Origin of the sequence: Streptomyces sp. NPDC088197 (assembly GCF_044741185.1) — a bacterium.
Classification (GTDB): Bacteria; Actinomycetota; Actinomycetes; order Streptomycetales; family Streptomycetaceae; genus Actinacidiphila.
Map to the genome: position 1 here is coordinate 36,803 of NZ_JBIUSD010000020.1, position 22,375 is coordinate 59,177.

Annotated in this window: 22 protein-coding genes; 11 read left to right on the plus strand and 11 right to left on the minus strand. The window is 72.8% G+C overall.

From position 1 onward, the window contains the following. Positions 1-68 precede the first annotated feature (68 nt). Positions 69-914, plus strand: a complete 846-nt coding sequence (locus tag ACIOC1_RS31900) for a DeoR/GlpR family DNA-binding transcription regulator (RefSeq protein ID WP_188286022.1) — start codon at positions 69-71, stop codon at positions 912-914. Positions 915-1,050: 136 nt separating this feature from the next. Here ACIOC1_RS31900 and ACIOC1_RS31905 read toward each other — a convergent pair whose 3' ends face one another. The 3 genes from ACIOC1_RS31905 to ACIOC1_RS31915 all read right to left on the minus strand — a co-directional run bounded on the left by ACIOC1_RS31905 (position 1,051) and on the right by ACIOC1_RS31915 (position 3,958). Further along, a complete protein-coding gene (locus ACIOC1_RS31905; protein ID WP_401857565.1) occupies positions 1,051-2,454 on the minus strand; it encodes a hypothetical protein in 1,404 nt (467 codons plus the stop codon). Positions 2,455-2,580: 126 nt separating this feature from the next. Then, positions 2,581-3,288 carry a cytochrome b/b6 domain-containing protein gene (locus ACIOC1_RS31910; protein ID WP_401857568.1) on the minus strand — a complete coding sequence of 236 codons (708 nt, stop codon included), beginning with the start codon at positions 3,286-3,288 and terminating at the stop codon, positions 2,581-2,583. Continuing rightward, positions 3,269-3,958, minus strand: coding sequence for a molybdopterin-dependent oxidoreductase (locus ACIOC1_RS31915; RefSeq protein ID WP_391164131.1), 690 nt, complete (start codon positions 3,956-3,958; stop codon positions 3,269-3,271). The genes ACIOC1_RS31910 and ACIOC1_RS31915 overlap by 20 nt, the downstream gene beginning before the upstream one ends. A gap of 349 nt (positions 3,959-4,307) precedes the next feature. Here ACIOC1_RS31915 and ACIOC1_RS31920 point away from each other — a divergent pair, with 349 nt between their 5' ends. Then, the gene (locus tag ACIOC1_RS31920; RefSeq protein ID WP_401857571.1) at positions 4,308-4,715 is read left to right on the plus strand and encodes a RidA family protein; all 408 of its coding nucleotides are present in this window, start codon (positions 4,308-4,310) and stop codon (positions 4,713-4,715) included. A 54-nt stretch (positions 4,716-4,769) separates the two neighbouring features. Here ACIOC1_RS31920 and ACIOC1_RS31925 read toward each other — a convergent pair whose 3' ends face one another. Continuing rightward, positions 4,770-5,999, minus strand: coding sequence for a PLP-dependent cysteine synthase family protein (locus tag ACIOC1_RS31925; protein WP_401857573.1), 1,230 nt, complete (start codon positions 5,997-5,999; stop codon positions 4,770-4,772). A gap of 250 nt (positions 6,000-6,249) precedes the next feature. Here ACIOC1_RS31925 and ACIOC1_RS31930 point away from each other — a divergent pair, with 250 nt between their 5' ends. After that, complete coding sequence (locus tag ACIOC1_RS31930) at positions 6,250-6,759, plus strand: ATP-binding protein (protein WP_391050183.1); 510 nt, start codon at positions 6,250-6,252, stop codon at positions 6,757-6,759. Positions 6,760-7,045: 286 nt separating this feature from the next. Here ACIOC1_RS31930 and ACIOC1_RS31935 read toward each other — a convergent pair whose 3' ends face one another. Beyond that, complete coding sequence (locus tag ACIOC1_RS31935) at positions 7,046-7,366, minus strand: SHOCT domain-containing protein (RefSeq protein WP_401857576.1); 321 nt, start codon at positions 7,364-7,366, stop codon at positions 7,046-7,048. A 228-nt stretch (positions 7,367-7,594) separates the two neighbouring features. On the opposite strand from ACIOC1_RS31935, the gene ACIOC1_RS31940 reads away from it, so the two are divergent. Beyond that, the gene (locus ACIOC1_RS31940; protein ID WP_401857579.1) at positions 7,595-8,506 is read left to right on the plus strand and encodes a DUF2797 domain-containing protein; all 912 of its coding nucleotides are present in this window, start codon (positions 7,595-7,597) and stop codon (positions 8,504-8,506) included. 772 nt (positions 8,507-9,278) lie between these two features. Here ACIOC1_RS31940 and ACIOC1_RS31945 read toward each other — a convergent pair. Continuing rightward, complete coding sequence (locus tag ACIOC1_RS31945) at positions 9,279-10,511, minus strand: ROK family protein (protein ID WP_355343876.1); 1,233 nt, start codon at positions 10,509-10,511, stop codon at positions 9,279-9,281. 17 nt (positions 10,512-10,528) lie between these two features. Between ACIOC1_RS31945 and ACIOC1_RS31950 the strand changes: the two genes are divergently transcribed. The 3 genes from ACIOC1_RS31950 (at position 10,529) to ACIOC1_RS31960 (ending at position 13,291) form a co-directional block, all read left to right on the plus strand. Beyond that, positions 10,529-11,875, plus strand: coding sequence for an MFS transporter (locus ACIOC1_RS31950; protein WP_401857582.1), 1,347 nt, complete (start codon positions 10,529-10,531; stop codon positions 11,873-11,875). Positions 11,876-12,032: 157 nt separating this feature from the next. Continuing rightward, entirely contained in the window at positions 12,033-12,446 is a 414-nt protein-coding gene (locus ACIOC1_RS31955; protein WP_401857585.1) for an SCO4225 family membrane protein, read from the plus strand. A 101-nt stretch (positions 12,447-12,547) separates the two neighbouring features. Next, positions 12,548-13,291: a maleylpyruvate isomerase family mycothiol-dependent enzyme gene (locus tag ACIOC1_RS31960; RefSeq protein ID WP_391164125.1), complete on the plus strand. Its 744-nt coding sequence runs from the start codon at positions 12,548-12,550 to the stop codon at positions 13,289-13,291. Positions 13,292-13,326: 35 nt separating this feature from the next. On the opposite strand, the gene ACIOC1_RS31965 is transcribed toward ACIOC1_RS31960, so the two are convergent. After that, positions 13,327-13,722, minus strand: coding sequence for a MarR family transcriptional regulator (locus tag ACIOC1_RS31965; protein ID WP_355343865.1), 396 nt, complete (start codon positions 13,720-13,722; stop codon positions 13,327-13,329). Positions 13,723-13,809: 87 nt separating this feature from the next. Between ACIOC1_RS31965 and ACIOC1_RS31970 the strand changes: the two genes are divergently transcribed. Both ACIOC1_RS31970 and ACIOC1_RS31975 read left to right on the plus strand, forming a co-directional pair. Continuing rightward, the gene (locus ACIOC1_RS31970) at positions 13,810-15,387 is read left to right on the plus strand and encodes an MFS transporter (protein ID WP_401857589.1); all 1,578 of its coding nucleotides are present in this window, start codon (positions 13,810-13,812) and stop codon (positions 15,385-15,387) included. Positions 15,388-15,571: 184 nt separating this feature from the next. After that, positions 15,572-16,018, plus strand: coding sequence for a DUF6332 family protein (locus ACIOC1_RS31975; RefSeq protein WP_355343859.1), 447 nt, complete (start codon positions 15,572-15,574; stop codon positions 16,016-16,018). Here ACIOC1_RS31975 and ACIOC1_RS31980 read toward each other — a convergent pair. Genes ACIOC1_RS31980 through ACIOC1_RS31990 form a run of 3 tightly spaced genes read right to left on the minus strand, consistent with a single transcriptional unit; the run spans position 15,979 to position 18,894 of the window. Next, entirely contained in the window at positions 15,979-16,644 is a 666-nt protein-coding gene (locus ACIOC1_RS31980; protein ID WP_391050197.1) for a response regulator, read from the minus strand. The genes ACIOC1_RS31975 and ACIOC1_RS31980 overlap by 40 nt on opposite strands. Beyond that, positions 16,641-18,053 carry a sensor histidine kinase gene (locus tag ACIOC1_RS31985; RefSeq protein WP_401857593.1) on the minus strand — a complete coding sequence of 471 codons (1,413 nt, stop codon included), beginning with the start codon at positions 18,051-18,053 and terminating at the stop codon, positions 16,641-16,643. Before ACIOC1_RS31985 ends, ACIOC1_RS31980 begins: the two co-directional genes overlap by 4 nt. A gap of 58 nt (positions 18,054-18,111) precedes the next feature. After that, entirely contained in the window at positions 18,112-18,894 is a 783-nt protein-coding gene (locus ACIOC1_RS31990; RefSeq protein ID WP_401857595.1) for a TetR/AcrR family transcriptional regulator, read from the minus strand. Between the two features lie 150 nt (positions 18,895-19,044). Between ACIOC1_RS31990 and ACIOC1_RS31995 the strand changes: the two genes are divergently transcribed. Then, positions 19,045-19,509, plus strand: coding sequence for a nitroreductase family deazaflavin-dependent oxidoreductase (locus tag ACIOC1_RS31995; protein WP_401314003.1), 465 nt, complete (start codon positions 19,045-19,047; stop codon positions 19,507-19,509). Positions 19,510-19,555: 46 nt separating this feature from the next. Here ACIOC1_RS31995 and ACIOC1_RS32000 read toward each other — a convergent pair whose 3' ends face one another. Further along, complete coding sequence (locus tag ACIOC1_RS32000; RefSeq protein ID WP_355343843.1) at positions 19,556-20,809, minus strand: geranylgeranyl reductase family protein; 1,254 nt, start codon at positions 20,807-20,809, stop codon at positions 19,556-19,558. 159 nt (positions 20,810-20,968) lie between these two features. Between ACIOC1_RS32000 and ACIOC1_RS32005 the strand changes: the two genes are divergently transcribed. After that, positions 20,969-22,342, plus strand: a complete 1,374-nt coding sequence (locus ACIOC1_RS32005) for a dipeptidase (protein WP_401857599.1) — start codon at positions 20,969-20,971, stop codon at positions 22,340-22,342. The last annotated feature ends 33 nt before the right edge of the window (positions 22,343-22,375 follow it).

Sequence of the window (22,375 nt, forward strand, 5' to 3'; positions counted from 1 at the left end):
GGAAAGATGACCGCAGCACGTCGGTGGACGGCATCGCGGACAACGAGACGGACGGGACGGGGTCACGGGTGAGCGACAACCAGAACCTGCTCGCGGAGCAGCGGCGGGCCCTGATCCTCGACGAGGTGCGGCGGCGCGGCGGTGTCCGGGTCAACGAGCTGACGCGGCGGCTGAACGTCTCCGACATGACGGTGCGGCGCGATCTCGACGCGCTGGCCCGGCAGGGTGTCGTGGAGAAGGTGCACGGCGGCGCGGTGCCGGTCGTCGAGGCCAGCAGCCACGAGCCGGGCTTCGAGGCGAAGTCGGCGCTTGAGCTGGGCGCGAAGGAGGCCATCGCGCGGGCGGCGGCGACCCTGGTCACGCCGGGCAGCGCCATCGCGCTGGCGGGCGGCACGACCACCTTCGCGCTGGCCCACCATCTGCTGGACGTGCCGGATCTGACCGTGGTCACCAACTCGGTGCGGGTCGCGGACGTCTTCCAGTCGGGGCAGCGGCGGACCGGCGCCCACAGCGGCGAGGCGAGCGCGACCGTGGTCATCACCGGTGGTGTGCGCACCCCGTCGGAGACGCTGGTCGGCCCTGTCGCGGACCGGGCGATCCAGTCCCTCCACTTCGACCTGCTCTTCCTCGGCGTGCACGGCATCTCCGTGGAGGCGGGCCTGTCGACGCCGAACCTCGCGGAGGCCGAGACCAACCGGCAGTTCGTACGGTCCGCCCGCCGCGTCGTGGTGATCGCCGACCACACCAAGTGGGGCACGGTGGGCCTGAGTTCCTTCGCCTCGCTGGAGGACGTGGACACTCTCGTGACGGACGCGGGCATTCCCGAGGTGCTGCGCGCGGAGATCGCCGAGCACCTGTCGGAGCTGATGGTCGCCGAGGAGCCGGAGGGCTCGACGGGCGCGGCCGACAACTGACCGCCCGGCTAAGGGTGTTCAGGACCTCGGCTCAGTTCGTACAGGGCTTCGGCTCCGGTCGCCCAGGGCTTCGGCTCCGGTCGTCCAGGGACTCGGCTCAGGCCGTCCAGGTCCTCGGCTCAGTCCGTCCAGCGGCTCAGCGGTATTCGGCGAAGCGTGCGCGCACGGCGAGGAGCACCAGCACACCGGCCGCGCCGAGCGCGCCCGCCGGGATCTGGGGCCAGCCCGCCAGGTCGTCGTGGGCGGCCTTCGCGTGCGTGTCGAAGTCGTCGAGCTGACGGCCCGCGAGGGCGTCCAGGGTGGTGGCGAAGTCCCAGAAGTCGAAGGCCACGTCACCGCGTCCGACGTTGGTCAGGACAACCGCGGCCTCGTCCGTCCTGCCCCGCGACTTCAGTGACCGCAGCCGCTTGTCGTCGGCGAGGAAGTGGCCGTAGCGGGTGAGAACGTCCTCGTACGCGGCGCGTTCGGCCGCGGTGGCGTATCCGTCGGGGCTGACCAGTGCGTCGAGTCGCTTGACCAGACCGTCGAACTGCCGCTGGTCGGCGACCCCGTAGGCGGCGTCGTGGACGAACCAGCGGCTCTCGCTCGCGGCGGCCTGCGCGGCGGTGGCGCGGGCCTCGGCCAGCCGGGACCAGGGGCGCAGCCCTTCGCGGCCGGCCGCGGTCACGGCGTCGGCGGACGAGGTGAGGGCGAGAGTGCCCACGAGGGTGACGAGCAGCGCGGCGACGGTGGCCGCGACCAGCGCCGGGTTGAACAACCGCCGGTAGTCGGTGGCCAGTTCCCACTGCCACCACAGGAGGAAGCCGAGCGTCAGCAGGCCGACGGCACCGATGACCAGGGCCCAGCGCAGCGCGGCCGAGTGGGCCGCGGACTCCAACTGCGCCGCTTTCGCCTCGTACCCGGCGGACAGCTCCGTGGCCTCGGGCAGGAGCTGGTCGTGCATGATCTGCCCGGCCTGGACGTTCATCGCCACGGCGCGCGGCGGCGGGTGGCCCGCGGTGCGGTCGGGCTGCTGCTCGTCCACGTAGGCGGCCCGGCCGCTGAGGTCGTCGTAACGGCCGAGCCCGTCGAGCAGGTCCCGCACCCGGACGCTCTGCGAGCGGTCGGCGGCGAGCTGCCGCAGCAGGTCGCTGATCTCGGCGCGCCGCTGCTGCGCGGTGATCAGCGCGATGAGCTGGTTGCCGACCTCGACCTGTGCGTCGGTGGCGGATCTGCCCGGTGCGAGGGTGTCGGCCCGCTGGGCGTCCAGGTCGGCCAGGGCGAAGCGCAACTGACCCGCCACGGCGGCCCGTTGGGTCACCGCGTCCCGCAGCCCCGCGGTGTCCGACCGTACGCCGATCGCCCCGGCGACCGCGACGGCGCACAGCGCGGCCAGCAGCGCCAGCGCCGTCACGGCCCTGGTACCGAGCCGCCGCGGCCCGGCCTTCCCCCGTCGAAGGCCGCGCCGCGGCGCGCGTATCGTCTCCGGTTGCCTGACCGTTACGGCCACCACCGCCGGCGGGTCGCCCGCCGGGGGCCGCGTCACCTGAGACGTCGTCATGCGGCGACGCTAGGCGCGTCCCGCGAAACCCCGGTGGCCCCGGAGCGACCGCCCGGTGTCCGGCCCGTAACAGAACTGCCGCGAAAGGTACGTGCGACCGCGAACCGGCCGCGGGCGCACCGGAGTTCAGCGCGGCCCGCGCGCCGTGGTCTTCCCCGTCCTCCCCGGAGCACGGCCGCCGCCGCTCCCCTCCCCGTCACCCTCGGTCGGGGATTCCGGCTGCCACAGCGGGTGTTCCTCCTTGATCCACCAGCGCGGTACGTAGCCGGTGCGCAGGCCGCGCCGCGCCTCGGGGTCCTTGCTGGCGAACCACACGTGTCCGGTGATCCCCGCGGCCAGCAGGAGCGCCAGCCAGTCGTGCACGAAGGTGGCGCCGGTGCGGTAGAGCAGCGGGGACATCCGGGGGAACCACATGATCAGCCCGCTGCCGATCATCACCAGCACCGCGCCGACGCTGAAGGCCGCGAAGAGCTTCTGGCCCGCGTTGAACTTGCCCGCCAGGCTCGGCTCGCGCCTGCGGGTGCGCAGCGCGGCGCGCAGCCAGCGCCAGTCGTGCGGGAAGAACCGGCCGAGCCCGCTCGCGTCCCGGCGGAAGGCGCGCGAGGCCAGTCCCAGGATCACCGGTACCGGGAGCAGGATGCCGGACCACTCGTGGACGGTGACGACCAGCCGTCTGCGGCCGACGATCTCCGACAGCGGCGGGAAGTACAGACAGGCGGCGGTGAACACGCACACGCCCATCAGCCAGGCCAGTGAGCGGTGCACCCAGGTCTCGGCGCGGGTGAAGCGGCGCAGCCCGGTGACGGCCCGTGCCTCACGTAGTCGGGTCATCATGGCGGCCGTTCGACGTGCCGACCCATCCGTCCACGTCATAGCCGTAGTGCTCCCAGTAGCCGGGTTGGACGTCCTTGGTGACCGTGATTCCGGACAGCCACTTGGCGGACTTGTAGAAGTACATGGGCGCGGCGTAGAGCCGTACGGGTCCGCCGTGCGCGTCGGTGACGGGCTTGTCGTTCATGGTGAGCGCCACCAGCATGTCGGGCCGCCTGGCCTGCTCCATGGTGAGGCTCTCGGTGTAGACGCCGTCGAAGCAGTTGAAGCGGATCGCCCCGCCCTTGGCCTGGACGCCCGCCGCGTCGAGCAGGGTGGACAGCCGCACCCCGGAGAATGCGGTGCTCGGCACCCGCCAGCCGGTGACGCACTGCACGTCGTGCACCATCCGCACCTGCGGCAGCGCCCGCAGATCGGCGAGGCGGTACGAGGCGGGCTTGTCGACGAGGCCGCCGACGGTCAGCCGGTAGTCGTTCTCTCCCCGGTGCGGGATGGAGTTGGACACCGAGTAGAAGCGGAAACCGCCGCCGCCGGGCAGCAGTCCGGTCACCCCGGTGGGGTCCTTGGCGCTGACCGACGCCAGGATCGTGTCGAGCTTGCCCTGGACGGCGCTGCCCACGCCGACGCCGACGGCGCCGAGTCCCAGCATGCCGAGGATGACTCGGCGACCCACGGGGGTGCCGCGCCCTTCCGATTCCGCGCCTTCCGGGGAGTCCTGAGCGTCCTGCGAGTCCGGGGTGTCCCGCGGTTGGGGGGTGTCCGGCGTTCTGGGGGTGTCCGGCGATTTCGGGGTGTGCGGGACTGCCGCCGGCGGAAGCGGTTCCGGTGACCTCACCGGGTGGGACGTGCTGTCTTCCATTCCTCGATTCGAGCACGCCGGAGGCCCGCTGGCCAGGGTCGGCGGCACTCCGTCAGAGTTTCGTCACATCCGGGTCCGTTTATCCGCGTCCGCTGTGCGTTCCGCGAGGTCGCGGCGGGTGCGGGTGCGGGGACCGGCACACGGCTGTGCCACCATGCCCGTCATGGGTGACAAGGATCAGTCGGACATCGCGCACTACGAGCGGCCGGAGGGGCTGCCGCCGGTCAACGGGTACAGCCACGCGGTGGCGTTCACCGGGCGCATGGTCGCGGTGTCGGGTCAGGTGCCGCTCGACGCGGACGGCACGCTGGTCGGCGAGGACGACGCCGAGGCCCAGATCCGGCAGGTGTTCGTCAATCTCGTGGCGGCGCTGGCCGCCGCGGGCGCGACGCCGGACCGGATCGTGAAGCTCACCGTCTTCCTCACCGATCTCGCCGACCTCGCCGCCTTCCGGCGGGTGCGGGACGAATTCCTGGCCCCGCAGAGGCTCCCCGCGTGTTCCCTGGTACGGGTCGCCGGGCTGGTCAACCCCGCGTTCCGGGTGGAGATCGACGCGCTGGCGGCGATCTGATCAGGCACTGGGTCCGGCGCCGGACCGCGCGCCGACCTCGTATCTGACGTGGCGTCAATCCGGCCGACTGCCGTCCGCCAGAAAGGCGTCGATCGCCGCCGCGTACGGCGCGATGTCCAGGCCCTGCGCCGCGAGCCAGGCGTCGGAGTAGTACTTGTCGAGGTAGCGGTCGCCCGGATCGCAGATCAGCGTGACGACGCTGCCGGTGCGACCCTCCGCGACCATCTCGGCGATGATCTTGAAGGCGCTCCACAGCCCGGTGCCGGTGGAACCGCCCGCCTTGCGGCCGATGGCCGTGTCGAGGGCGCGTACGGCCGCGACCGAGGCGGCGTCCGGGACCTTCATCATGCGGTCGATCGCGCCGGGCACGAAGCTCGGCTCCATGCGCGGCCGTCCGATCCCCTCGATCCGTGAACCCCGCTCGCAGGAAACGGACTTGTCACCGGTCAGCCAGCCGTCGAAGAAGCAGGAGTTCTCCGGGTCGGCGACGCAGATCCGCGTGTCGTGCTGCATGTAGTGCACATAGCGGGCGATGGTCGCCGAGGTGCCGCCGGTCCCCGCGGTGGCGACGATCCAGGCCGGGTCCGGGTACCGCTCACGGCGGAGCTGCTGGAACATCGACTCGGCGATGTTGTTGTTGCCGCGCCAGTCGGTGGCGCGCTCGGCGTACGTGAACTGGTCCATGTAGTGACCGCCGGTCTCGGCCGCGAGCCGCGCGGAGACCTCGTAGACCGTGCGCGGGTCGTCCACGAGATGACACCGGCCGCCGTGGAATTCGATCAGCCGCTGCTTCTCGTGCGCGGTGGTGCGCGGGAGGACCGCGACGAAGGGCACGCCGATGAGACCCGCGAAATAGGCCTCGGACACGGCGGTTGAGCCGCTGGACGCCTCGATGACCGGCTTGCCGGGGCGGATCCAGCCGTTGCACAGCCCGTAGAGGAAGAGCGAGCGGGCGAGGCGGTGCTTGAGCGAGCCGGTCGGGTGGGTGGACTCGTCCTTGAGGTAGAGGTCGATGCCCCACGACTCGGGCAGCGGGAAGCGCAGCAGGTGGGTGTCGGCGGACCGGTTGGCGTCGGCCTGGACCTTGCGGACGGCTTCCTTCAGCCAGGCGCGGTAGCCGGTGTCAGTGCGGTCGACGTCCACCGTGCCGGTACGGCCGCCCGCCCGGTCACCCGCCCCGGCCACTCCGGTCGCCCCCGCCGCTCCGGCCCCCTCGGCGGTTCTTCCCTCGCCGCTCGCCCCGTCCGATCGCTCGCCGGTCTCGTCCGAATCGTTCGCGTCCATGCCGTGGATCATAAGCGTCTAAACCACCGGAAAGCGGTCCAGCACTGGCCCGTCGGCCTTTGCGCAGGCGGGCGACGGTCCCGGAAGTTGCGGATTCGGCCACCTGGGGAGACTCTGAAATCGCATCACGGAGTGCTGTAGCAGTCACTCTACGCATTTTCGCTCAGGTGTTCCCATCGGAGCGGCGTACGTCCCGGACCCGCCCCGCGGTGTTCCGGCCCCCGCCGCGGAGGGAGTCGCAGCCGTGATCATGCAAGCCGACCAAACCGACAGAGAGTGTGCGCTCGAACTCGACGCGCATCCGTACCGGATCCAGCAGATCCGGCGCATCGTGTCCGCCCAGCTTCGCTACTGGCGTCTCGACCCGCTGATCGACGCGGCGTCGCTCGGCATCAGCGAACTGCTCGCGAACGTCCACCGCCACGCCAAGCCCGACAAGCACTGCTCGGTGCGTCTGTCGCACGCGTCCGACCGCCTCACGGTGGCCGTCACCGACAACGACCCGAGGCTGCCGAAGCTGGCACCGGCCGCCGCGGAGCCGCTGGCGACCGCCGGTCGCGGGCTGGCCATGGTGGAGGCGGTGAGCGACAGCTGGGGCACCGATCTGCTGCCCGAGGACGGCGGCAAGGTCGTGTGGTTCGTGCTCCGCACACCGATGCCGCGGCCGTCGCTGGTCCCGCTGCGTGCCGCTGTGGCCTTCGAGCCCCCGCGTGAGCGCATCGCCGCCGTCGCCGCCAGTATCGCCGTACCGGTCGCCTGACCGACCCGGTGCGCAGGCCGCCCGTCACGGCGATCCCGTACGGTGCCTGCCCGGCGATCCGCGAGGCCACGGAACCGGCCGTCGTATCCCCCCGTGCGGATACGACGGCCGGTCCGTCTGTGCGCGCGCTCCTCCGCCGTGCCCCGCTGTCGTGTCCCGCTGTCGTGTCCCGCTGTCGTGTCCCGCTGTCGTGCCGGGCCGCCGTGTCCCGCTGGCTCACTCGGTGGTGACGGCCCGCAGGACGTCCAGCCGGGCCGCCCGTCGTTCGGGCCGCTGGGCAGCGCGCTCACGCCGTACCGCCCTTGCCCTCGCGCAGGTCACGGCCGAAGCGCTCGTCCAGGACCGACAGCCGGCGCCAGTACTCGTCCTCGTCGATCTCGCCCGCGGCGAAGCGGCGGCCGAGCAGGGTGACCGGCGAGTTCTCCGCGGCCTCGCTGACCACCTCCGACCGCCACGGCGCTGCCCGCCAGGGGCCGCCGCGCCCGCGTCCGCGCCAGACGGTGCGGCGCAGCACGGTGATCACGGTGACGACCGCGGCCGCCCAGATCAGGGGCAGGAACAGAATCCACGGGCCGGGCCCGCCGTCATGCCAAGCCAGGGTGTTCATCGCTCGTCAACTCCTCGGTGGATGCCGGGTCGGGAGGCTTCTTCCGACACCACCGAGCCTCGTCCTCCACGGGCCGCCCGTCGTCGTACGGCCAGCGGCACCCGCGCTACCACCCGCGCAGTACGCGGCGGTCCCGGCGCTGCTCCCGGCGCTGCTCCCGGCGGTGCGGGCACCGGCGCCGGCGGTCGAGGGCGGGCGCTGTCGTACCCCTGCCCTAGGGTCGGGGACATGTGGCGCTGCACGGGACTGGGCTGGGGTCAGGGCGGTCCCGAGTGGACGTGGTGGCATCCGGTGCACCGCGGCCGGTCAAGCCCGCTGCGGCTCGGCGGACCGCTGTCCCTGGCCGTCGGCGCGGAAGCGGTACGCACCTGCGCGGGGGTGTGGCGCGGTGGCCGGTACGTGACGTGTCCTTACGGCGCGCGGCTGCCTCCCGACGTACGGCGCGACCAGTGCGAGCGGTGCGCCGCGCTGGACCGTTCGTATTCGGTGGCGGCCGACACCAAGGCGGACGATCCGCGGCCGTACGCCGTCTATCTGGCCTGGTTCGGCCCCGGACTGCTCAAGGTGGGCATCACGGCGGCCGAACGCGGCGCGGCCAGGCTGCGGGAGCAGGCCGCCGTCTGCTTCACCTTCCTCGGCAAGGGGCCCCTGATGACGGCCCGCCGTACCGAGGCGATCCTGGGCGCGGCCCTCGGCGTCCCCGACCGCGTCTCCGCTCCGGCCAAGCGCGCCGCCCGCCACGCGCTGCCCGACGCGGAGGCCCGCGCGGCCGAACTGCGCGGCCTGCACGCCTCGGTGGCCGGCCTGCTGCCCGACACCTTGCGGGCTCGGCCCTGCGAAGTCGTCGACCACGCCGTCCTGTTCGGCCTCTCCCCCGGTCAACTCCCGCCTCCGGCCGCCCGCATCACCGCGCTGCCGCCGGGCAGCACGGTCACCGGGACGGTCAGGGCGGCGGCCGGTTACGACGTCTACGTGCGGGTCTCGGAGCCGGAGGGGGCGGAAGACTCGGGCCGCCTTCTACTGCTCGACACCCGGCTCGCCCAGGGCTGGCCTCTGCTGCGCGCGCCGCACGGCGCGCCAACGGACGTCCCGACGGCCGTCACCGCGCCGGCCAAGCAAGCCCCGCCGCCGCTCTTCTGAGGGCTCGCCGCTGCGCGGCCTGTCTTGCCCGCCCGCCCGCCCGTGCGGGTGTTTTTTCGTCTGCGGGTGCCGCCTGTGCCTGGTCGGTGCCGGGCCGGGGCACCTCCTCGAAATCCGTATCACCTGGCCTCTGCAAATCCGGCACCCGGCCGTCAACGTATTTCTGCGGGGGCACCCCGCCCCGTCCCCTCCTCGCCCATCGGCGTCCGCCTGCCGGTGGGGGTTGCCGGGGAATGGGGGTGGGCGGGGGCTCGGGCACGTCGGCGTCCGACGGTCCGCTGTGGCTGAGGAAGTCCCAAAGACCGGCGACGGCGCCCGGCCGTTCCTCCACCATGGGATCGACGGAGAGCGCCCCTTCAGGGCGGAAGACACCGGGGGCACCCTCACGATCTTGGACACCCACCCCGGCACCCCACGGACAGGCGGACGCCGACATACCCGAGCCCACCCACCCCCTTTCGCCCACCCCGCCGGGAGGTCGGGGGGCGCAGGGCCCCGGCACCCACCCACCCCCCTTCCCCGGCAACCCCCACCGGACAGGCGGACGCCGACGTACCGGGAGGGGACGGGCCGGGGTGCCCCCGCAGGGGGACGAACGGACAAGGGCTGGACGTCATCGAAGTGCGGGCACGTTCGTCGCCCGAGGAGGTGCCCCGGACCGGCACCGACCCAGGCACAAGCGGCACCCGCAGACGAAGAAAGCACCCGCACGGGTGGGCGGGCGGGAAAGACAAGGCACACAGCGGCGAACCCTCAAACCAACGGGCACCCCTCACCCGCCCAGCAGCGCCAGCGGATCATCCAGCACCGGCTGCCACGCCAACTCCGCCGCCCCGACAAGGCTGTTGTGGTCCAGAGCACAAGCGAGCAGCGGCACACTACCGCTGCGCCCCCAAAGGCTGTGATCGGCGACAACAGCCCGCAAACGCTCCGGATCAGCGTCCAGCAGATACCGGTGCAGGCCGCCGAGAAGGATGCGATCGGGGTTGAGGACGTTGACGAGTCCGGCCAGACCGCGGCCGAGGCGGTCGATGAGGGTGTGCGCGGCGTCGCGGACGGAAGGGTCGGACGGGTCGTCGTACTCCCTGCGGAGCAGGTCGATGGACTGCTGGAGCAGCGAGCCCTCGGGCCCCGGCGCGCGACCGGCCGCTTCGAGGAAGGCCAGCGGGTCGGCCTCGACGTCGAGACAGCCGCGGCTGCCGCAGTGGCATGGGCGTCCGTCGGGCAGCACGGTGAGGTGGCCGACCTCCAGGGCGAGCCCTGAACTGCCGGTGTGCAGACGGCCGTCGAGGACCAGGGCGCCACCGACACCGCGGTGTCCGGAGGCGACGACGAGCAGGTGCTGGGCGTCGCGTCCCGCGCCGTGCCGGTGCTCGGCGAGCGCGGCGACGTTGACGTCGTTGCCGATGAAGGAGGGGACGGGGTCGCCGTCGGGTCCCGTGATGCCGACGCGGGCGATCTGGCTCGCGAACACCTGCCGTACGGGGGCGCCCGCGGGCCACGCGAGGTGCAGCGGGTTGAGTGCGGTGCCCTCGGGCTCCGCGACGGCGGACGGTACGGCGAGGCCCGCGCCGACGCAGACCCGTCCCGACGCGCTCAGCAGCTCCGCTCCGGCCTCCACGACCGCGGCGAGCACATGCGCGGGGTCGGCGTGCACGGTCATGGAGCCGGGCGCGGTGGCGACGATCTCGCCGCCGAGTCCGACCAGCGCGGCCCGGAATCCGTCGGCGTGCACCTGGGCGGCGAGCGCGACCGGTCCGCCGGGGGCCACGTCGAGCCGGTGCGAGGGACGGCCCTGGGCGCCGGAGGGGCCGGTGGGCCGGGTGTCGACCCGGATCAGTCCCAGCGCCTCCAGCTCCGCGGCCACCGCCCCGGCGGTGGCGCGGGTCACTCCGAGCTCCGCGGTGAGCAGGGCGCGGGTCGCCGCGCGGCCGGTGTGCACGAGGGAGAGTGCCGGGCCGAGCGCGCCCCGACCCCTCTCAAGCCTTGTCCGAATCTGTGTCACCCCTCTATTCTGACTTTGTGCCGACGCTAAACAAAATAGGGACGGCCCTCGGCCGATCCCACCACACTCCCCCACCCTCTCCTGCCCTACGCCGCCTGCGCGTCGCCCTGACCGTCTTCTTCGCCGTCGACGGCTTCCTCTTCGCCGGGTGGGTCGTCCGCATTCCCGCGATCAAGGCCCAGACCGGCGCGACCGCCGGTCAGTTGGGCCTCGCGCTGCTCGGTGTCTCCGTCGGCGCCATCGCCACAATGGTGCTCACCGGACGGCTCTGCCGCCGCTTCGGCAGCCGCCGGGTGACGGTGCTGACCGGCATCCTCCTCTCCCTGAGCATCGCCCTGCCCCCGAGGACGCACTCGGCACTCGCCCTCGGCCTCGTCCTGCTGCTGTTCGGGGTGGCCTACGGCGGCATGAACGTGGCGATCAACAGCGTCGCCGTCGACCTGGTCGCGGCCATGCGCCGCCCGGTCATGTCCAGCTTCCACGCGGCATACAGCATGGGCGGCCTGCTCGGCGCGGGGCTCGGCGGCCTGCTGGCACCGCACCTGTCGGCCGCCACGCACCTGCTGCTGCTCACCCCGATCGGCCTGCTGACGGTCTTCCTCGCCGGACGCGTCCTGCTGGCGCACCCGCTGCGGCAGCCGTCGGCGGTCGCGGCACGCCAGACGGTCGGACCCGTACAGGCCCGTACGGAACCGCCGCTCGCGGACGGCCCGGCCCGTACGGTCGCGGCACCTGCCGACGCGGTCACCGCGACGGCGACGGACCCGGTGCACGCGCCCGTCGCGAAGACCGCGCCCGGCAAGCCTGCCAGGACGGGGCTGATCGTCCTCCTCTTCGGGCTGATCGCGGCGTGTTCCGCGTACGGCGAGGGCGCGCTCGCCGAGTGGGGGCCGCTGCACATCGAGCAGGATCTGCATGGCGGGTCGAGCATCGCGGCGGCCGGTTACGCGGCGGTCGCGGGCGCGATGATGCTCGGCCGCCTTTCCGGTACCGCGCTGATCGAACGCCTCGGACAGACACGGGCGTTGGTGCTGGGCGGCCTCACCGCCTCCGCGGGGATGCTGATCGGCGCGCTGGCGCCGTCGACCCCGGTCGTGGTGGCCGGTTTCGCCGTCACCGGGCTCGGCCTGGCCAACCTCTTCCCCACCGCCATGGCCAGGGCGGGCGAACTGACCGGCCCCGGCGGCGTCGCGGCGGCCTCCACCCTCGGCTACGGCGGCATGCTGCTCGGCCCGCCCTCGATCGGTTTCCTCACCGACGCCGTCGGCCTGCCCACCGCGCTGACCACCGTCTCCGCCCTGGCCGCGGTCGCGGCGGCCATCGCCTACGGCGTACGGAACAGCGCCGCGCGCGCCGAGAAGTGACCGACGGAACAGGCGCTCACCGCCACGTATCACGGCATGCTGGTCCCCGGCCGCGAGATCCACTGCCGGAAGCGTAGGGCCCGGAGACCGGGCGGGGCGAAGGCGTCGGAGCCTCACGGGCCGGAACCGTACGGGTTCGGAACCGCAAGGAGGAGCGATGCGCATACCGTCCTGGCTGACCACCGCCACCGGCCCGCTGCACCGGGAACGGATCTCCCGCGGCTATCTGTACGTCGTCGGCGCCGCGCTGGCGCTGATGCTGCTGGACACGGCGGTCTTCTCGCACCGCAACGCCTCGCTCACCGCCGTCCTGCTGGTGCTGCTGACCCTGCCGTGGACGCCGCTGATCTGGGCGCCCTTCGCCGCGGTCGGCGGCATGGACACCCGCGGCACCGCCTTCGGCTGGTCCGGCTGGACGCTGACCGTCGTGGCCGCGCTGGTCTCCGCGGCGCTCAACGCCGTACTGCTCGGCTACGCGGCCCGGTACGCCCGCCGCCACGCCGACACCAGGGGCGAGCGCTCCGCCGACGGCTCGACGCCCGCGGAGACGGGCGCCCGGCCCACCCGCTGAGCGGGCCGCCGGCCCCGTTTACTCCCTCGCCCGCACGGTGACCGTCCTGCGAGAATCCGCGCATGGAGAGCGATCAGCGGACGGGGAGGCGGACGGGGAGCATGGAGACAGCCGAGTTCATCGACACGCTGCGCGACGAGGGCACGCTGCTCGCCGACGCGGCGGGCGGCGCCGGTCTCGACGCGCCCGTGCCGCCGTGTCCCGGCTGGCGGGTGCGCGACCTGCTGGCGCACACCGGCGCGGTGCACCGTTGGGCCACCGGGTACGTCGCCGAAGGCCGCATGGAACGCGAGCCGTTGGACCCGGCGGTGCCCGACGACCCGGAGCTGGTGGACTGGTACCGGGGTACGCATCGGCGGCTGACGGAAGCGCTGGTCGCCGCCCCCGCCGATCTGACGTGCTGGTTCTTCCTGGCGGCGCCCTCGCCGCTGGCCTTCTGGGCGCGGCGCCAGGCCCATGAGACGACGATCCACCGGATCGACGCGGAGGCGGCGCTGGGCCGCGACCCGTCCCCGGTGGCCACCGGCTTCGCGGCGGACGGCGTGGACGAGCTGCTGACCGGCTTCCAGGCCAGGCGGCGGGCCAGGCTCCGCACCGACCGGCCGCGCACGCTGCGGGTCCGGGCGGCCGACGTGCCGGGCGGCGCCCGCGAGTGGCTGCTGCGGCTCTCGTCCGAGGCCCCGACCGCGGAGCGCGACGCGCCCGGTGAGGCGGACTGCACCGTCACCGGCTCGGCGGCCGACCTCTATCTGGCGCTGTGGAACCGCGGGCCGTACGAGCGGCTGTCGGTGACGGGTGACGACGCGCTGGTGGAGCTGTGGCGTCGGACGGCGAAGATCACCTGACGAACGGACCGGGGCCCGCGGATTGACGAACGGGGTCAGCTCTGGACGAGCATCCGTTCCAGCACGGCGCGGTGGCAGGGGCGGGCCTGTTCGTAACGGGCGCGGCCGGTCTCGGTGAGGCCGACGCGTACGCCCCGGCGGTCCTCGCTACAGATGCCGCGGTCGACGAGACCGTCCTTCTCCAGCCGGGCGACGAGCCGGGACAGCGCGCTCTGGCTGAGGTGGACGCGGTCGGCCAGCTCCTGGACGCGGAAGGTGCAGCCGCCGTCCTGGGGGTCGCCGGAGGCGAGCAGGTCCAGCACCTCGAAGTCGCTGGCGCCGAGCCCGTACTGGTGCAGCGCACGGTCGAGTTCACATGCCGTGCGCGCGTGCACGGCAAGGATCTGCCGCCACTCGTCCACGAGCGCCCGCTCACCCTTGTCGCCGGTCATGTCTGCACGGTAGCAGAAAGCGAACCCTTCATGCACGGACATTAAATGCGCTTGCATTGAATGCGTGCGCATGTAAGTCTCGCCTCCATGACCTCTCCGTCTCCTACCGTCCCCCGCACCGAGGAGCGATGGAGTGCCCTGCAGTGGGGCACGCTCCTGGTGCTCTGCGCGGCGCTCTTCCTCGACGCACTCGATGTGTCGATGGTCGGCGTGGCGCTGCCTTCGATCGCCCACGACCTCGACCTCTCCACGTCCTCGCTCCAGTGGGTCGTCAGCGGTTACATCCTCGGCTACGGCGGCCTGCTGCTGCTCGGCGGCCGCGCGGCCGACCTGCTCGGCAGGCGCCGCGTCTTCCTCATCGCGCTCGGCGTCTTCGCCGTCGCCTCACTGCTCGGCGGCCTGGTCGACTCAGGTGAACTGCTGATCGCGACCCGCTTCATCAAGGGCCTCAGCGCCGCGTTCACCGCGCCCGCCGGACTGTCGATCATCACCACGACCTTCGCCGAGGGCCCGGTCCGCAACCGCGCCCTCACCATCTACTCGAGCTGCGGCGCCACCGGCTTCTCCATGGGTCTGGTGCTCTCCGGCTTCCTCACCGAGGCGGGCTGGCGCTGGACGATGCTGCTGCCCGCGCCGGTCGCGCTGATCGCCCTCGCCGCCGGTCTGAAGCTCATCCCGAAGAGCCCGCGCGAGAGCGGCAAGGGCCGCGGATACGACCTGCCGGGCGCCGTCACCGGCACGGCCTCGATGCTGTTGCTGGTGTTCACCGTGGTCTCGGCGTCCGAGGCGGGCTGGGCCTCGGCCCGCACGCTGGTCTCCTTCGCCGCCGTCGCCGTCCTGCTGGCGTCCTTCGTCGCCATCGAACACCGCTCCTCGTCCCCGCTGATCCGGCTCGGCGTCCTGCGCTCGTCCAGCCAGATCAGGGCCAACCTCGGCGGCGCCACCTTCTTCGGCTCGTACGTCGCCTTCCAGTTCCTCGTCACGCAGTACATGCAGAACGTGCTGGGCTGGAGCGCCCTGCACACCGCGCTCGCCTTCCTGCCCGCGGGCTCACTGGTGGCCGTCCTGTCCACCCGGATGGGCCCGATCGTGGACCGGTTCGGCACGCCACGGGTGATCGCCGTCGGCTTCACCTCGCTGGTCATCGGCTACATCCTCTTCCTCCGGATCAATCTGGACCCGAACTACGCGGCGGCCATCCTGCCGTCGATGCTGCTGCTCGGCGCCGCCTTCGCGCTGGCCTTCCCGTCCCTCAACATCCAGGCCACCAACGGCGTCAAGGACCATGAGCAGGGCATGGTCTCCGGGCTGCTCAACACCTCCTTCCAGGTCGGCGGCGCCATCTTCCTGGCCGTGGTCACCGCGGTGGTCACCGCAGCCGGCGGCGATCACCCGGCGAACAAGCAGGCCATTCTCGACAGTTACCGGCCCGGCCTGTGGGTCGTCACCGGCATCGGTCTCGTGGGCCTGCTGCTGACCCTGTCCGGGCTGTTCACCCGCAGGAAGGCGTCCTACGGCATCCTGGTCGCGTCCTCGGCCGACTTCGAGAACGGGGGCGCGGGACGGTCCGGCGCCGCCGGTTCCGCGGCTGCCACGGGGTCTGCCGGTTCCGCGGGCTCCGCCAAGGCGGCCGACGAATCGGAACAGGTCGCCGTGCGCGACTGATCACCCGGTCGGCCGACCGCTCGGCCGACTGTCCGATTCCCATCCCGCGTCCCTTCCGGCGTCCTCCGACTCCCATGGTGATCCGGGCACTTGACGACCGGCCCCGCGCGAAAAGGCATCGCGCGGGGCCGGTCGTGCCATGGCAGACTTGGCCGCATCGCGATTGCGACGGGAGGGGCGGGGGATGCGCGGAAGCCGTACGCAAGCGGAACGCGACGCCATCACAGTCGAAATGGTCTTCGCCATGGTGTCGGGCGCCGTGCTGGCGGCGGTCGGATTTCTGGCGGTGGTGAGCCCGGTCATGGCGGACGAGGCCCACGGCACGGCCCGCGAAGGGTGGTTCACCGCCGCGGTGATCGTCGCGGCGGCCGCCTTCTGCGGGCGCGTCGCCCTGACGCTCCGCCGCTTCGAGCAGCGGGGGCACGCGCTGCACGAGCGGATTCCGTTACCCGGGGCACCGGTCGGCGCGGACGCGGGCGCCGAGAGGGGCGCGGGCGCCGAGTCGGGCACCGGAACCGGTCCTGATACGGGGGCCCAGTGGGGTACGGAGGCCGGCCGTTCGCCTTCGGGCGGTGGGTCGGTGACGTCGGGTCAGCCCAGCCAGCCGGGCCGGACGAGCCCGGACTCGTAGGCCATCACGACCAGTTGGGCCCGGTCGCGCGCCCCGAGTTTCACCATCGCGCGGCTGACGTGCGTCTTGGCGGTGAGCGGGCTCACGACGAGGCGACGTGCGATCTCGTCGTTGGACAGCCCGATGCCGACCAGCGCCATCACTTCCCTTTCCCGCTCGGTGAGTTGGTCCAGGCCGACCGCCTGCGCGGGCTCCTTGGAACGAGCGGCGAATTCGGCGATCAGCCGTCGGGTCACACCGGGCGACAGCAGCGCGTCGCCCTCCACCACCGCCCTTACCGCGCGCAGCAGTTCCTCCGGCTCGGTGTCCTTCACCAGGAAGCCGGAGGCTCCGGCGCGGATCGCCTCGAAGACGTATTCGTCGAGTTCGAAGGTGGTGAGGATGACCACCTTGACCTCGGACAACGCCGGGTCGTCGGTAATCCGGCGGGTGGCGGCGAGACCGTCCGTCAGCGGCATGCGGATGTCCATCAGCACGGCGTCGGGGGTCATGTCGCGGACCAGCCGCAGCGCCTCCTCGCCGTCGGCCGCCTCCCCCACCACCTCGATGTCGCTCTGCGCGTCCAGCAGCGCGCGGAATCCGGCGCGGACCAGCACCTGGTCGTCGGCCAGCAGCACGCGGATCACGAACGCTCCTCGGTGGCCTCGACGGCCTTGGTGGACTCGGTCGCCTCAGCGGCTCCGTCGGCGGGGGTGGGCCGGTCGGCGCGGTGGTCCCCCGCTAGCGGCTCGGCCGTGCCCGATCGTACGGCGCGTGGCGTCGGCGGGGCGGCCGGTGGGGTCGGGCCCTCGGACCGGTCGGCCGGGGCGGAGGGTCCGGGCGTCGGGCCGATTGGAGCCTCGGTGCCGCCGCCCGGTACGCCCGGCGCGACGATCGGCAGCAGCGCGCGGATCCGGAAGCCGCCGTCGGGGCGCGGGCCCGCCTCCAGCGTGCCGCCCAGCGCGACGCTCCGCTCGCGCATGCCGACCAGGCCGTTGCCCCCGCCGCTCTCGCCGCCCGCGACGGCGGGTCCGTCGTCGTCGACCGTCACTTCCACGCTGCCGGACCGGTAGCCGAGGCGGATACGGGCGGCGCGGGAGCCGGAGTGCCGCACGATGTTCGTCAGCGCCTCCTGCACGATACGGAAGGCGGCGAGGTCGACGCCGGGCGGCAGCGGGGCCGGTGCGCCGTCGACGGTGACCTCGGCCTTCAGGCCCGCGGAGCCCGCCTGTTCGACCAGTTCGGGCAGGCGGTCGAGGCCCGGTGCGGGCGAGCGCGGTGCCTCGCCGGGGGCGCGGAGCGTACTGAGCACCTGCCGTACCTCGCCCAGCGCTTCCTTGCTGGCGGCCTTGATGGTGACCAGCGCCGTCCGCGCCTGCTCCGGCCGCTCGTCCATCAACGCGAGGGCCACGCCCGCCTGCACATTGATCACCGAGATGCTGTGCGCGAGCACGTCGTGCAGTTCGCGGGCGATCCGCATGCGCTCCTCGTCGGCCTTGCGGTGCTCGGCCTCGGCCCGCTCACGGCGGTCCCTGGCGATCTGCTCGCGCCGTACCCGGTACAGCTCGGCGGCGGCCAGCACCGCGAGCAGCCAGGCACCGGCCGCGGAGGTCGCCGCCCAGGACGCGCGGCCGTCGCCGGAGGGCGGCAGATAGCGGTAGAGCCACTGGCCGATCAGCGTGTGTCCGGCGAAGAACACCAGGGCGATGGCCGGCACGGCCCTTCTGTGGCCCGCGGCGACGGCGCTGAAGAAGGCGACGACGAGGCTGGCGAAGACCGGGCCGTAGGGATAGCCGAGCGTGATGTAGAGCAGCGTCGCGCCGCAGGTCGCGGCGGCCACGACGACCGGTGCGCGGCGGCGGAGGAGCAGGAGTGCCGGGCCCGCGAGCAGCAGCAGGTAGCTGAGCCAGTCCAGGTCGACCCGGCCGGTCTGGTGGCCCGATGCCACGCGGGTGCCGACGACCTGGACGAAGGCCAGCGCGAGTGCGGGGATCCAGACGGGCCGCGCGAACGGGATTCCGTGGCGCGGCGGCCCTGTCGGCTCCTCGTGGCTCATGCGTTCCACGCTAGACCGCGGTCCGGGAGGCGGCGTCCGCTGTACGGGGGCACCGCGACTACTTCGCGGGGAGTACGCCGTCCGTCGCCGACGCGTCCGCGGGTATGTCGTCAGAGGTGTCCGCCGAGGCGCTCGCGGCGGCGCCGAGGCCGACCTGGCGGGCCAGTCCCGCGGCTGCCAGTTCGAGGAATTCACGGCGGGCCTCGACCACCCGGTTGAACTGCCCGAAGACCTCGAAGCTGATCAGCCCGAAGAGCTGCGCCCAGGCGGCGACGAGCGCGGCGACCGTCCGCACCGGCAGATCGGGGGCCAGTTCCGCGGCGAGCCGGGCGGCGTCGGCGCGGACGGGGGCGGCGAGCGGATTGCCGGGCGGCTGCGTGAGCAGGCCGTCGCGGTGGGCGTCGCGGACGACGGAGAACAGGGCCAGGGCGGCGCGGGAGGCGGGGCCGATGGTGTCGAGCGGCGCGGTGTAGCCGGGTACGGGTGAGCCGTAGATCAGCGCGTACTCGTGCGGATGGGCGACGGCCCACTCGCCGGCGGCGCGGCAGATCGCGACCCATCGGTCGGCCGGTGCCGCGCCCTGCTCCACCGCGCTCGCCAGGGCGTCCTCCGCCGCCGCGCCGATCGCGTCGTAGGCGTCGATGATGAGAGCGGTGAGCAGATCGTCCCTGCTCGGGAAGTAGCGGTAGAGGGCGGATGAGACCATGCCCAGTTCGCGTGCGACCGCGCGCAGCGAGAGCCGCGCCGCTCCCTCGGCGGCGAGCTGGCGTCTGGCCTCTTCCTTGATGGCCGCGGTGACTTCGATCCTCGCCCGTTCCCTGGCTCCTCTGATCACGCTCATGGCAGTCAGTGTGCCACCTTCAAGAGCATCAGCCAAGAAAGAGAGCAGTGCTCTTGCTTTTTCTCACGAGGCGCTGGCACACTGTTCTCAAGCGAGAGCACCGCTCACAACAGCGGTCACGACAGCAGTCGAGAAATCGGAGAGATCGCCATGTCTGAGCAGGTCGCACACGTCAAGAAGCCCGGCTGGTTCACCGTCAACGTCCTCAATCGCACGGTCGGCTGGCTGACCCGGCGCGGCTTGAGCGTCTGGGGTTCGCGGGTACTGGCCGTCCGGGGCCGCAAGAGCGGTGAGTGGCGGCAGACCCCGGTGAATCTGCTGACCTTCGAGGGCCGGCGGTATCTGGTGGCCCCGCGAGGCCACGTCCAGTGGACCTACAACATGCGGGTGGCCGGCGGCGGCGAACTGCACCTCGGCAAGAAGGTCGAGGAGTTCACCGCCACCGAGGTGGCCGACGACGACAAGCCCGCCATCCTGCGCGCCTACCTCAAGCGCTGGAAGGCCGAGGTCGGAGCCTTCTTCGACGGCGTGGGCCCGGATTCGACCGACGAGGAGCTGCGCGCGATAGCGCCCAACCACCCGATCTTCCAGGTCCACGCCACCGACGGGAAGTGAGGCGCGGGAGTACGGCACAGGGCCCGGAGCCGGGCCGGGGCCGATGTCAGGCCCGGTCGACGGCTTCCAGCGCCTTGCGGGCGAGCGGGTGGGTGCGGACGAGTTCGGCGAGCGAGCTCTTTCCGCGGGTGATGCCCGCGAAGGCGCGCCAGGCGGGCGGGAATGTGGTGAGCACGGCGTGCAGCATTCCGGGGCGCCGTTCGAAGAGGGTCAGCATGCGGCGGCCGACCCCCATCTCGACGCCGAGCCCGGCCTTCACCGCGAAGGTGTAGTTGAGGGCCTGACGCCTGGCGTCCACCGCGTCGTGGGACTCGGCGATGCGCACGGCCCACTCCCCCGCCAGACGCCCGGAGCGCAGCGCGTAGGAGATGCCCTCGCGCGTCCAGGGTTCGAGCAGGCCCGCGGCGTCGCCGCAGACCAGGACGCGGCCCCGGGAGAGCGGGGAGTCGTCGGCGCGGCAGCGGGTGAGGTGGCCGGAGGAGACGCTGGGTTCGAACCCGGCCAGACCGAGGCGGGCGATGAAGTCGTCCAGGTAGCGCTTGGTGGCGCTGCCGTCGCCGCGGGCGGAGATCACGCCCACGGTGAGGGAGTCGCCCTTGGGGAAGACCCAGCCGTAACTGCCGGGCAGCGGGCCCCAGTCGATCAGCACCCGTCCCGCCCAGTCCTCCGCGACGGACGTGGGGACCGGGATCTCCGCCTCCAGGCCGAGGTCGACCTGGTCGAGCTTGACGCCGACATGAGCGCCTATCCGGCTCGCACTGCCGTCGGCGCCGACGACGGCGCGGGCGTAGACGGTCTCCTCGACGCCCTTGCCCGCCGGGCCGCCGCTGCCGTTGAGCACGACGGCGACGGTGCGACGGTCGGGGACACCGGGACCGTGCTGCTCCACGCGGGAGACGGTCACTCCGGTGCGCAGCTCGGCGCCCGCCTCGCAGGCGGCCTCCACGAGGGCGTTGTCGAATTCGGGCCGGTTGATCAGCCCGAAGAGCATCTGCCGGGAGCGCTTGGTGCGCGTCAGCTTGCCGTTGAGGCTGAAGGTGACCGCGTGCACCCGGTCGCGCAGGGGCAGTTCGAATCCCGGCGGCAGGGCGTCCCGTGAGGACCCGATGATGCCGCCGCCGCAGGTCTTGTACCTCGGCAGTTCGGACTTCTCCAAGAGGAGGACCCGACGGCCCGTCACGGCCGCGGCGTGGGCCGCGGTGGCCCCCGCGGGGCCCGCGCCGATCACCACGACGTCCCAGACCGCGAGCGCCTCGCCGTCGTTCGCGCCGCTGTCCTGCGCCGCCTGCTCACCGCTCACGTCTGTTTCGCTCCCGCTCGGCCTGTCCGGCTGTGTTGCCCCTGTTCAGCCGCATCCTATTGCGCCCGTCCGGAACATCTCGCTGTGGCACCATCGGCAGCGACCCCGTTGTGTGCACCAACGACCGATGTTGCCACCTGATTCCTGCTAGGAGCACCTATGTCCAGCACCCCGCTCGCCGATACCGTCGCCGCCCTGCTTCCCCGTGCCCGGACGGAGCTGGCCGAGCTGGTGTCGTACGCGTCGGTGGCCGATGAACGACAGTTCCCGAAGAGCGAGTGCGAGAAGGCGGCCGTCTGGGTGGCCGACGCGCTGCGGGCGGAGGGCTTCCAGGAGGTGGCCCTGCTGGACACCCCCGACGGCACGCAGTCGGTGTACGGCTGGCTGCCGGGGCCCGAGGGCGCGCCGACGGTGCTGCTGTACGCGCACTACGACGTGCAGCCGCCGCTGGACGAATCGGCGTGGCTGTCCCCGCCCTTCGAGCTGACCGAGCGGGACGGCCGCTGGTACGGGCGTGGCGCGGCCGACTGCAAGGGCGGCGTGCTGATGCACCTCACCGCGCTGCGGGCGCTGCGCGAGCACGGCGGCGCTCCGGTGAACATCAAGGTGATCGTGGAGGGTTCCGAGGAGCAGGGCACCGGCGGTCTTGAGCGCTACGCCGAGGAGCACCCGGAGCTGCTGGCCGCCGACGCGATCGTGATCGGCGACGCGGGCAACTTCCGGGTGGGGCTGCCCACGGTGACCTCGACGCTGCGCGGCATGGTGCTGGCGGAGGTCCGCGTCTCGACGCTCGAAGGCAACCTGCACTCGGGGCAGTTCGGCGGGGCGGCGCCGGACGCGCTCGGGGCGCTGATCCAGATCCTGGCGTCGCTGCGGGACGCGGACGGTTCGACCACGATCGACGGTCTCGACGCCTCGGGCGAGTGGCCGGGGCTGCGCTACCCGGAGGAAGACTTCCGGCGCGACGCCAAGGTGCTGGACGGTGTGGAGCTGGTCGGCAAGGGCAGTGTCGCGGACCGGATCTGGGCGCGTCCCTCGGTGACGGTGCTGGGCATCGACGCGCCGCCGGTCGTCGGCGCGACCCCGTCCGTACAGGCCACCGCGGGCGCGCTGGTGAGCGTCCGGGTCCCGCCGGGCACCGCGGCCGAGCAGGCGGCCGAGGCGCTGACCGCGCATCTGCGGGCGGCGGCTCCGTGGGGCGCGAAGGTGGAGGTGACGCAGCGCGGCAGCGGTCAGCCGTTCCGCGCGGACACCGGGAGCCCGGCGTACACGGCGATGGCGGACGCGATGCGGGAGGCGTACGGGGAGGAGTTGGCGGTGGCCGGGCAGGGCGGTTCGATCCCGCTGTGCAACACCCTGGCGACCCTGTATCCGCGAGCCGAGATCCTGCTGATCGGCCTCAGCGAGCCGGAGGCGCAGATCCACGCGGTCAACGAGAGCGTGTCGCCGCAGGAGCTGGAGCGGCTGTCGCTGGCGGAGGCACTGTTCCTGGGCCACTACGCGGCCTCCAAGTCCGCGGGCGGCGCGGCCTGACCGACCCGCGGGACCCGGCCGCCGTCACCGCCG

What these genes read in the sequence shown, in the direction of transcription:
- ACIOC1_RS31905 (WP_401857565.1), bottom strand. Translation starts at nt 2,454, where the DNA reads ATGACGACGTCTCAGGTGACGCGGCCCCCGGCGGGCGACCCGCCGGCG.
- ACIOC1_RS31955 (WP_401857585.1), top strand. Translation starts at nt 12,033, where the DNA reads ATGCGCATACCGTCCTGGCTGACCACCGCCACCGGCCCGCTGCACCGG.
- ACIOC1_RS31985 (WP_401857593.1), bottom strand. Translation starts at nt 18,053, where the DNA reads ATGAGCCACGAGGAGCCGACAGGGCCGCCGCGCCACGGAATCCCGTTC.
- ACIOC1_RS31995 (WP_401314003.1), top strand. Translation starts at nt 19,045, where the DNA reads ATGTCTGAGCAGGTCGCACACGTCAAGAAGCCCGGCTGGTTCACCGTC.
- ACIOC1_RS31970 (WP_401857589.1), top strand. Translation starts at nt 13,810, where the DNA reads ATGACCTCTCCGTCTCCTACCGTCCCCCGCACCGAGGAGCGATGGAGT.
- ACIOC1_RS31920 (WP_401857571.1), top strand. Translation starts at nt 4,308, where the DNA reads ATGGGTGACAAGGATCAGTCGGACATCGCGCACTACGAGCGGCCGGAG.
- ACIOC1_RS31935 (WP_401857576.1), bottom strand. Translation starts at nt 7,366, where the DNA reads ATGAACACCCTGGCTTGGCATGACGGCGGGCCCGGCCCGTGGATTCTG.
- ACIOC1_RS32005 (WP_401857599.1), top strand. Translation starts at nt 20,969, where the DNA reads ATGTCCAGCACCCCGCTCGCCGATACCGTCGCCGCCCTGCTTCCCCGT.
- ACIOC1_RS31975 (WP_355343859.1), top strand. Translation starts at nt 15,572, where the DNA reads ATGCGCGGAAGCCGTACGCAAGCGGAACGCGACGCCATCACAGTCGAA.
- ACIOC1_RS31965 (WP_355343865.1), bottom strand. Translation starts at nt 13,722, where the DNA reads ATGACCGGCGACAAGGGTGAGCGGGCGCTCGTGGACGAGTGGCGGCAG.
- ACIOC1_RS31925 (WP_401857573.1), bottom strand. Translation starts at nt 5,999, where the DNA reads ATGGACGCGAACGATTCGGACGAGACCGGCGAGCGATCGGACGGGGCG.
- ACIOC1_RS31990 (WP_401857595.1), bottom strand. Translation starts at nt 18,894, where the DNA reads ATGAGCGTGATCAGAGGAGCCAGGGAACGGGCGAGGATCGAAGTCACC.
- ACIOC1_RS31930 (WP_391050183.1), top strand. Translation starts at nt 6,250, where the DNA reads ATGCAAGCCGACCAAACCGACAGAGAGTGTGCGCTCGAACTCGACGCG.
- ACIOC1_RS31910 (WP_401857568.1), bottom strand. Translation starts at nt 3,288, where the DNA reads ATGATGACCCGACTACGTGAGGCACGGGCCGTCACCGGGCTGCGCCGC.
- ACIOC1_RS31940 (WP_401857579.1), top strand. Translation starts at nt 7,595, where the DNA reads ATGTGGCGCTGCACGGGACTGGGCTGGGGTCAGGGCGGTCCCGAGTGG.
- ACIOC1_RS31960 (WP_391164125.1), top strand. Translation starts at nt 12,548, where the DNA reads ATGGAGACAGCCGAGTTCATCGACACGCTGCGCGACGAGGGCACGCTG.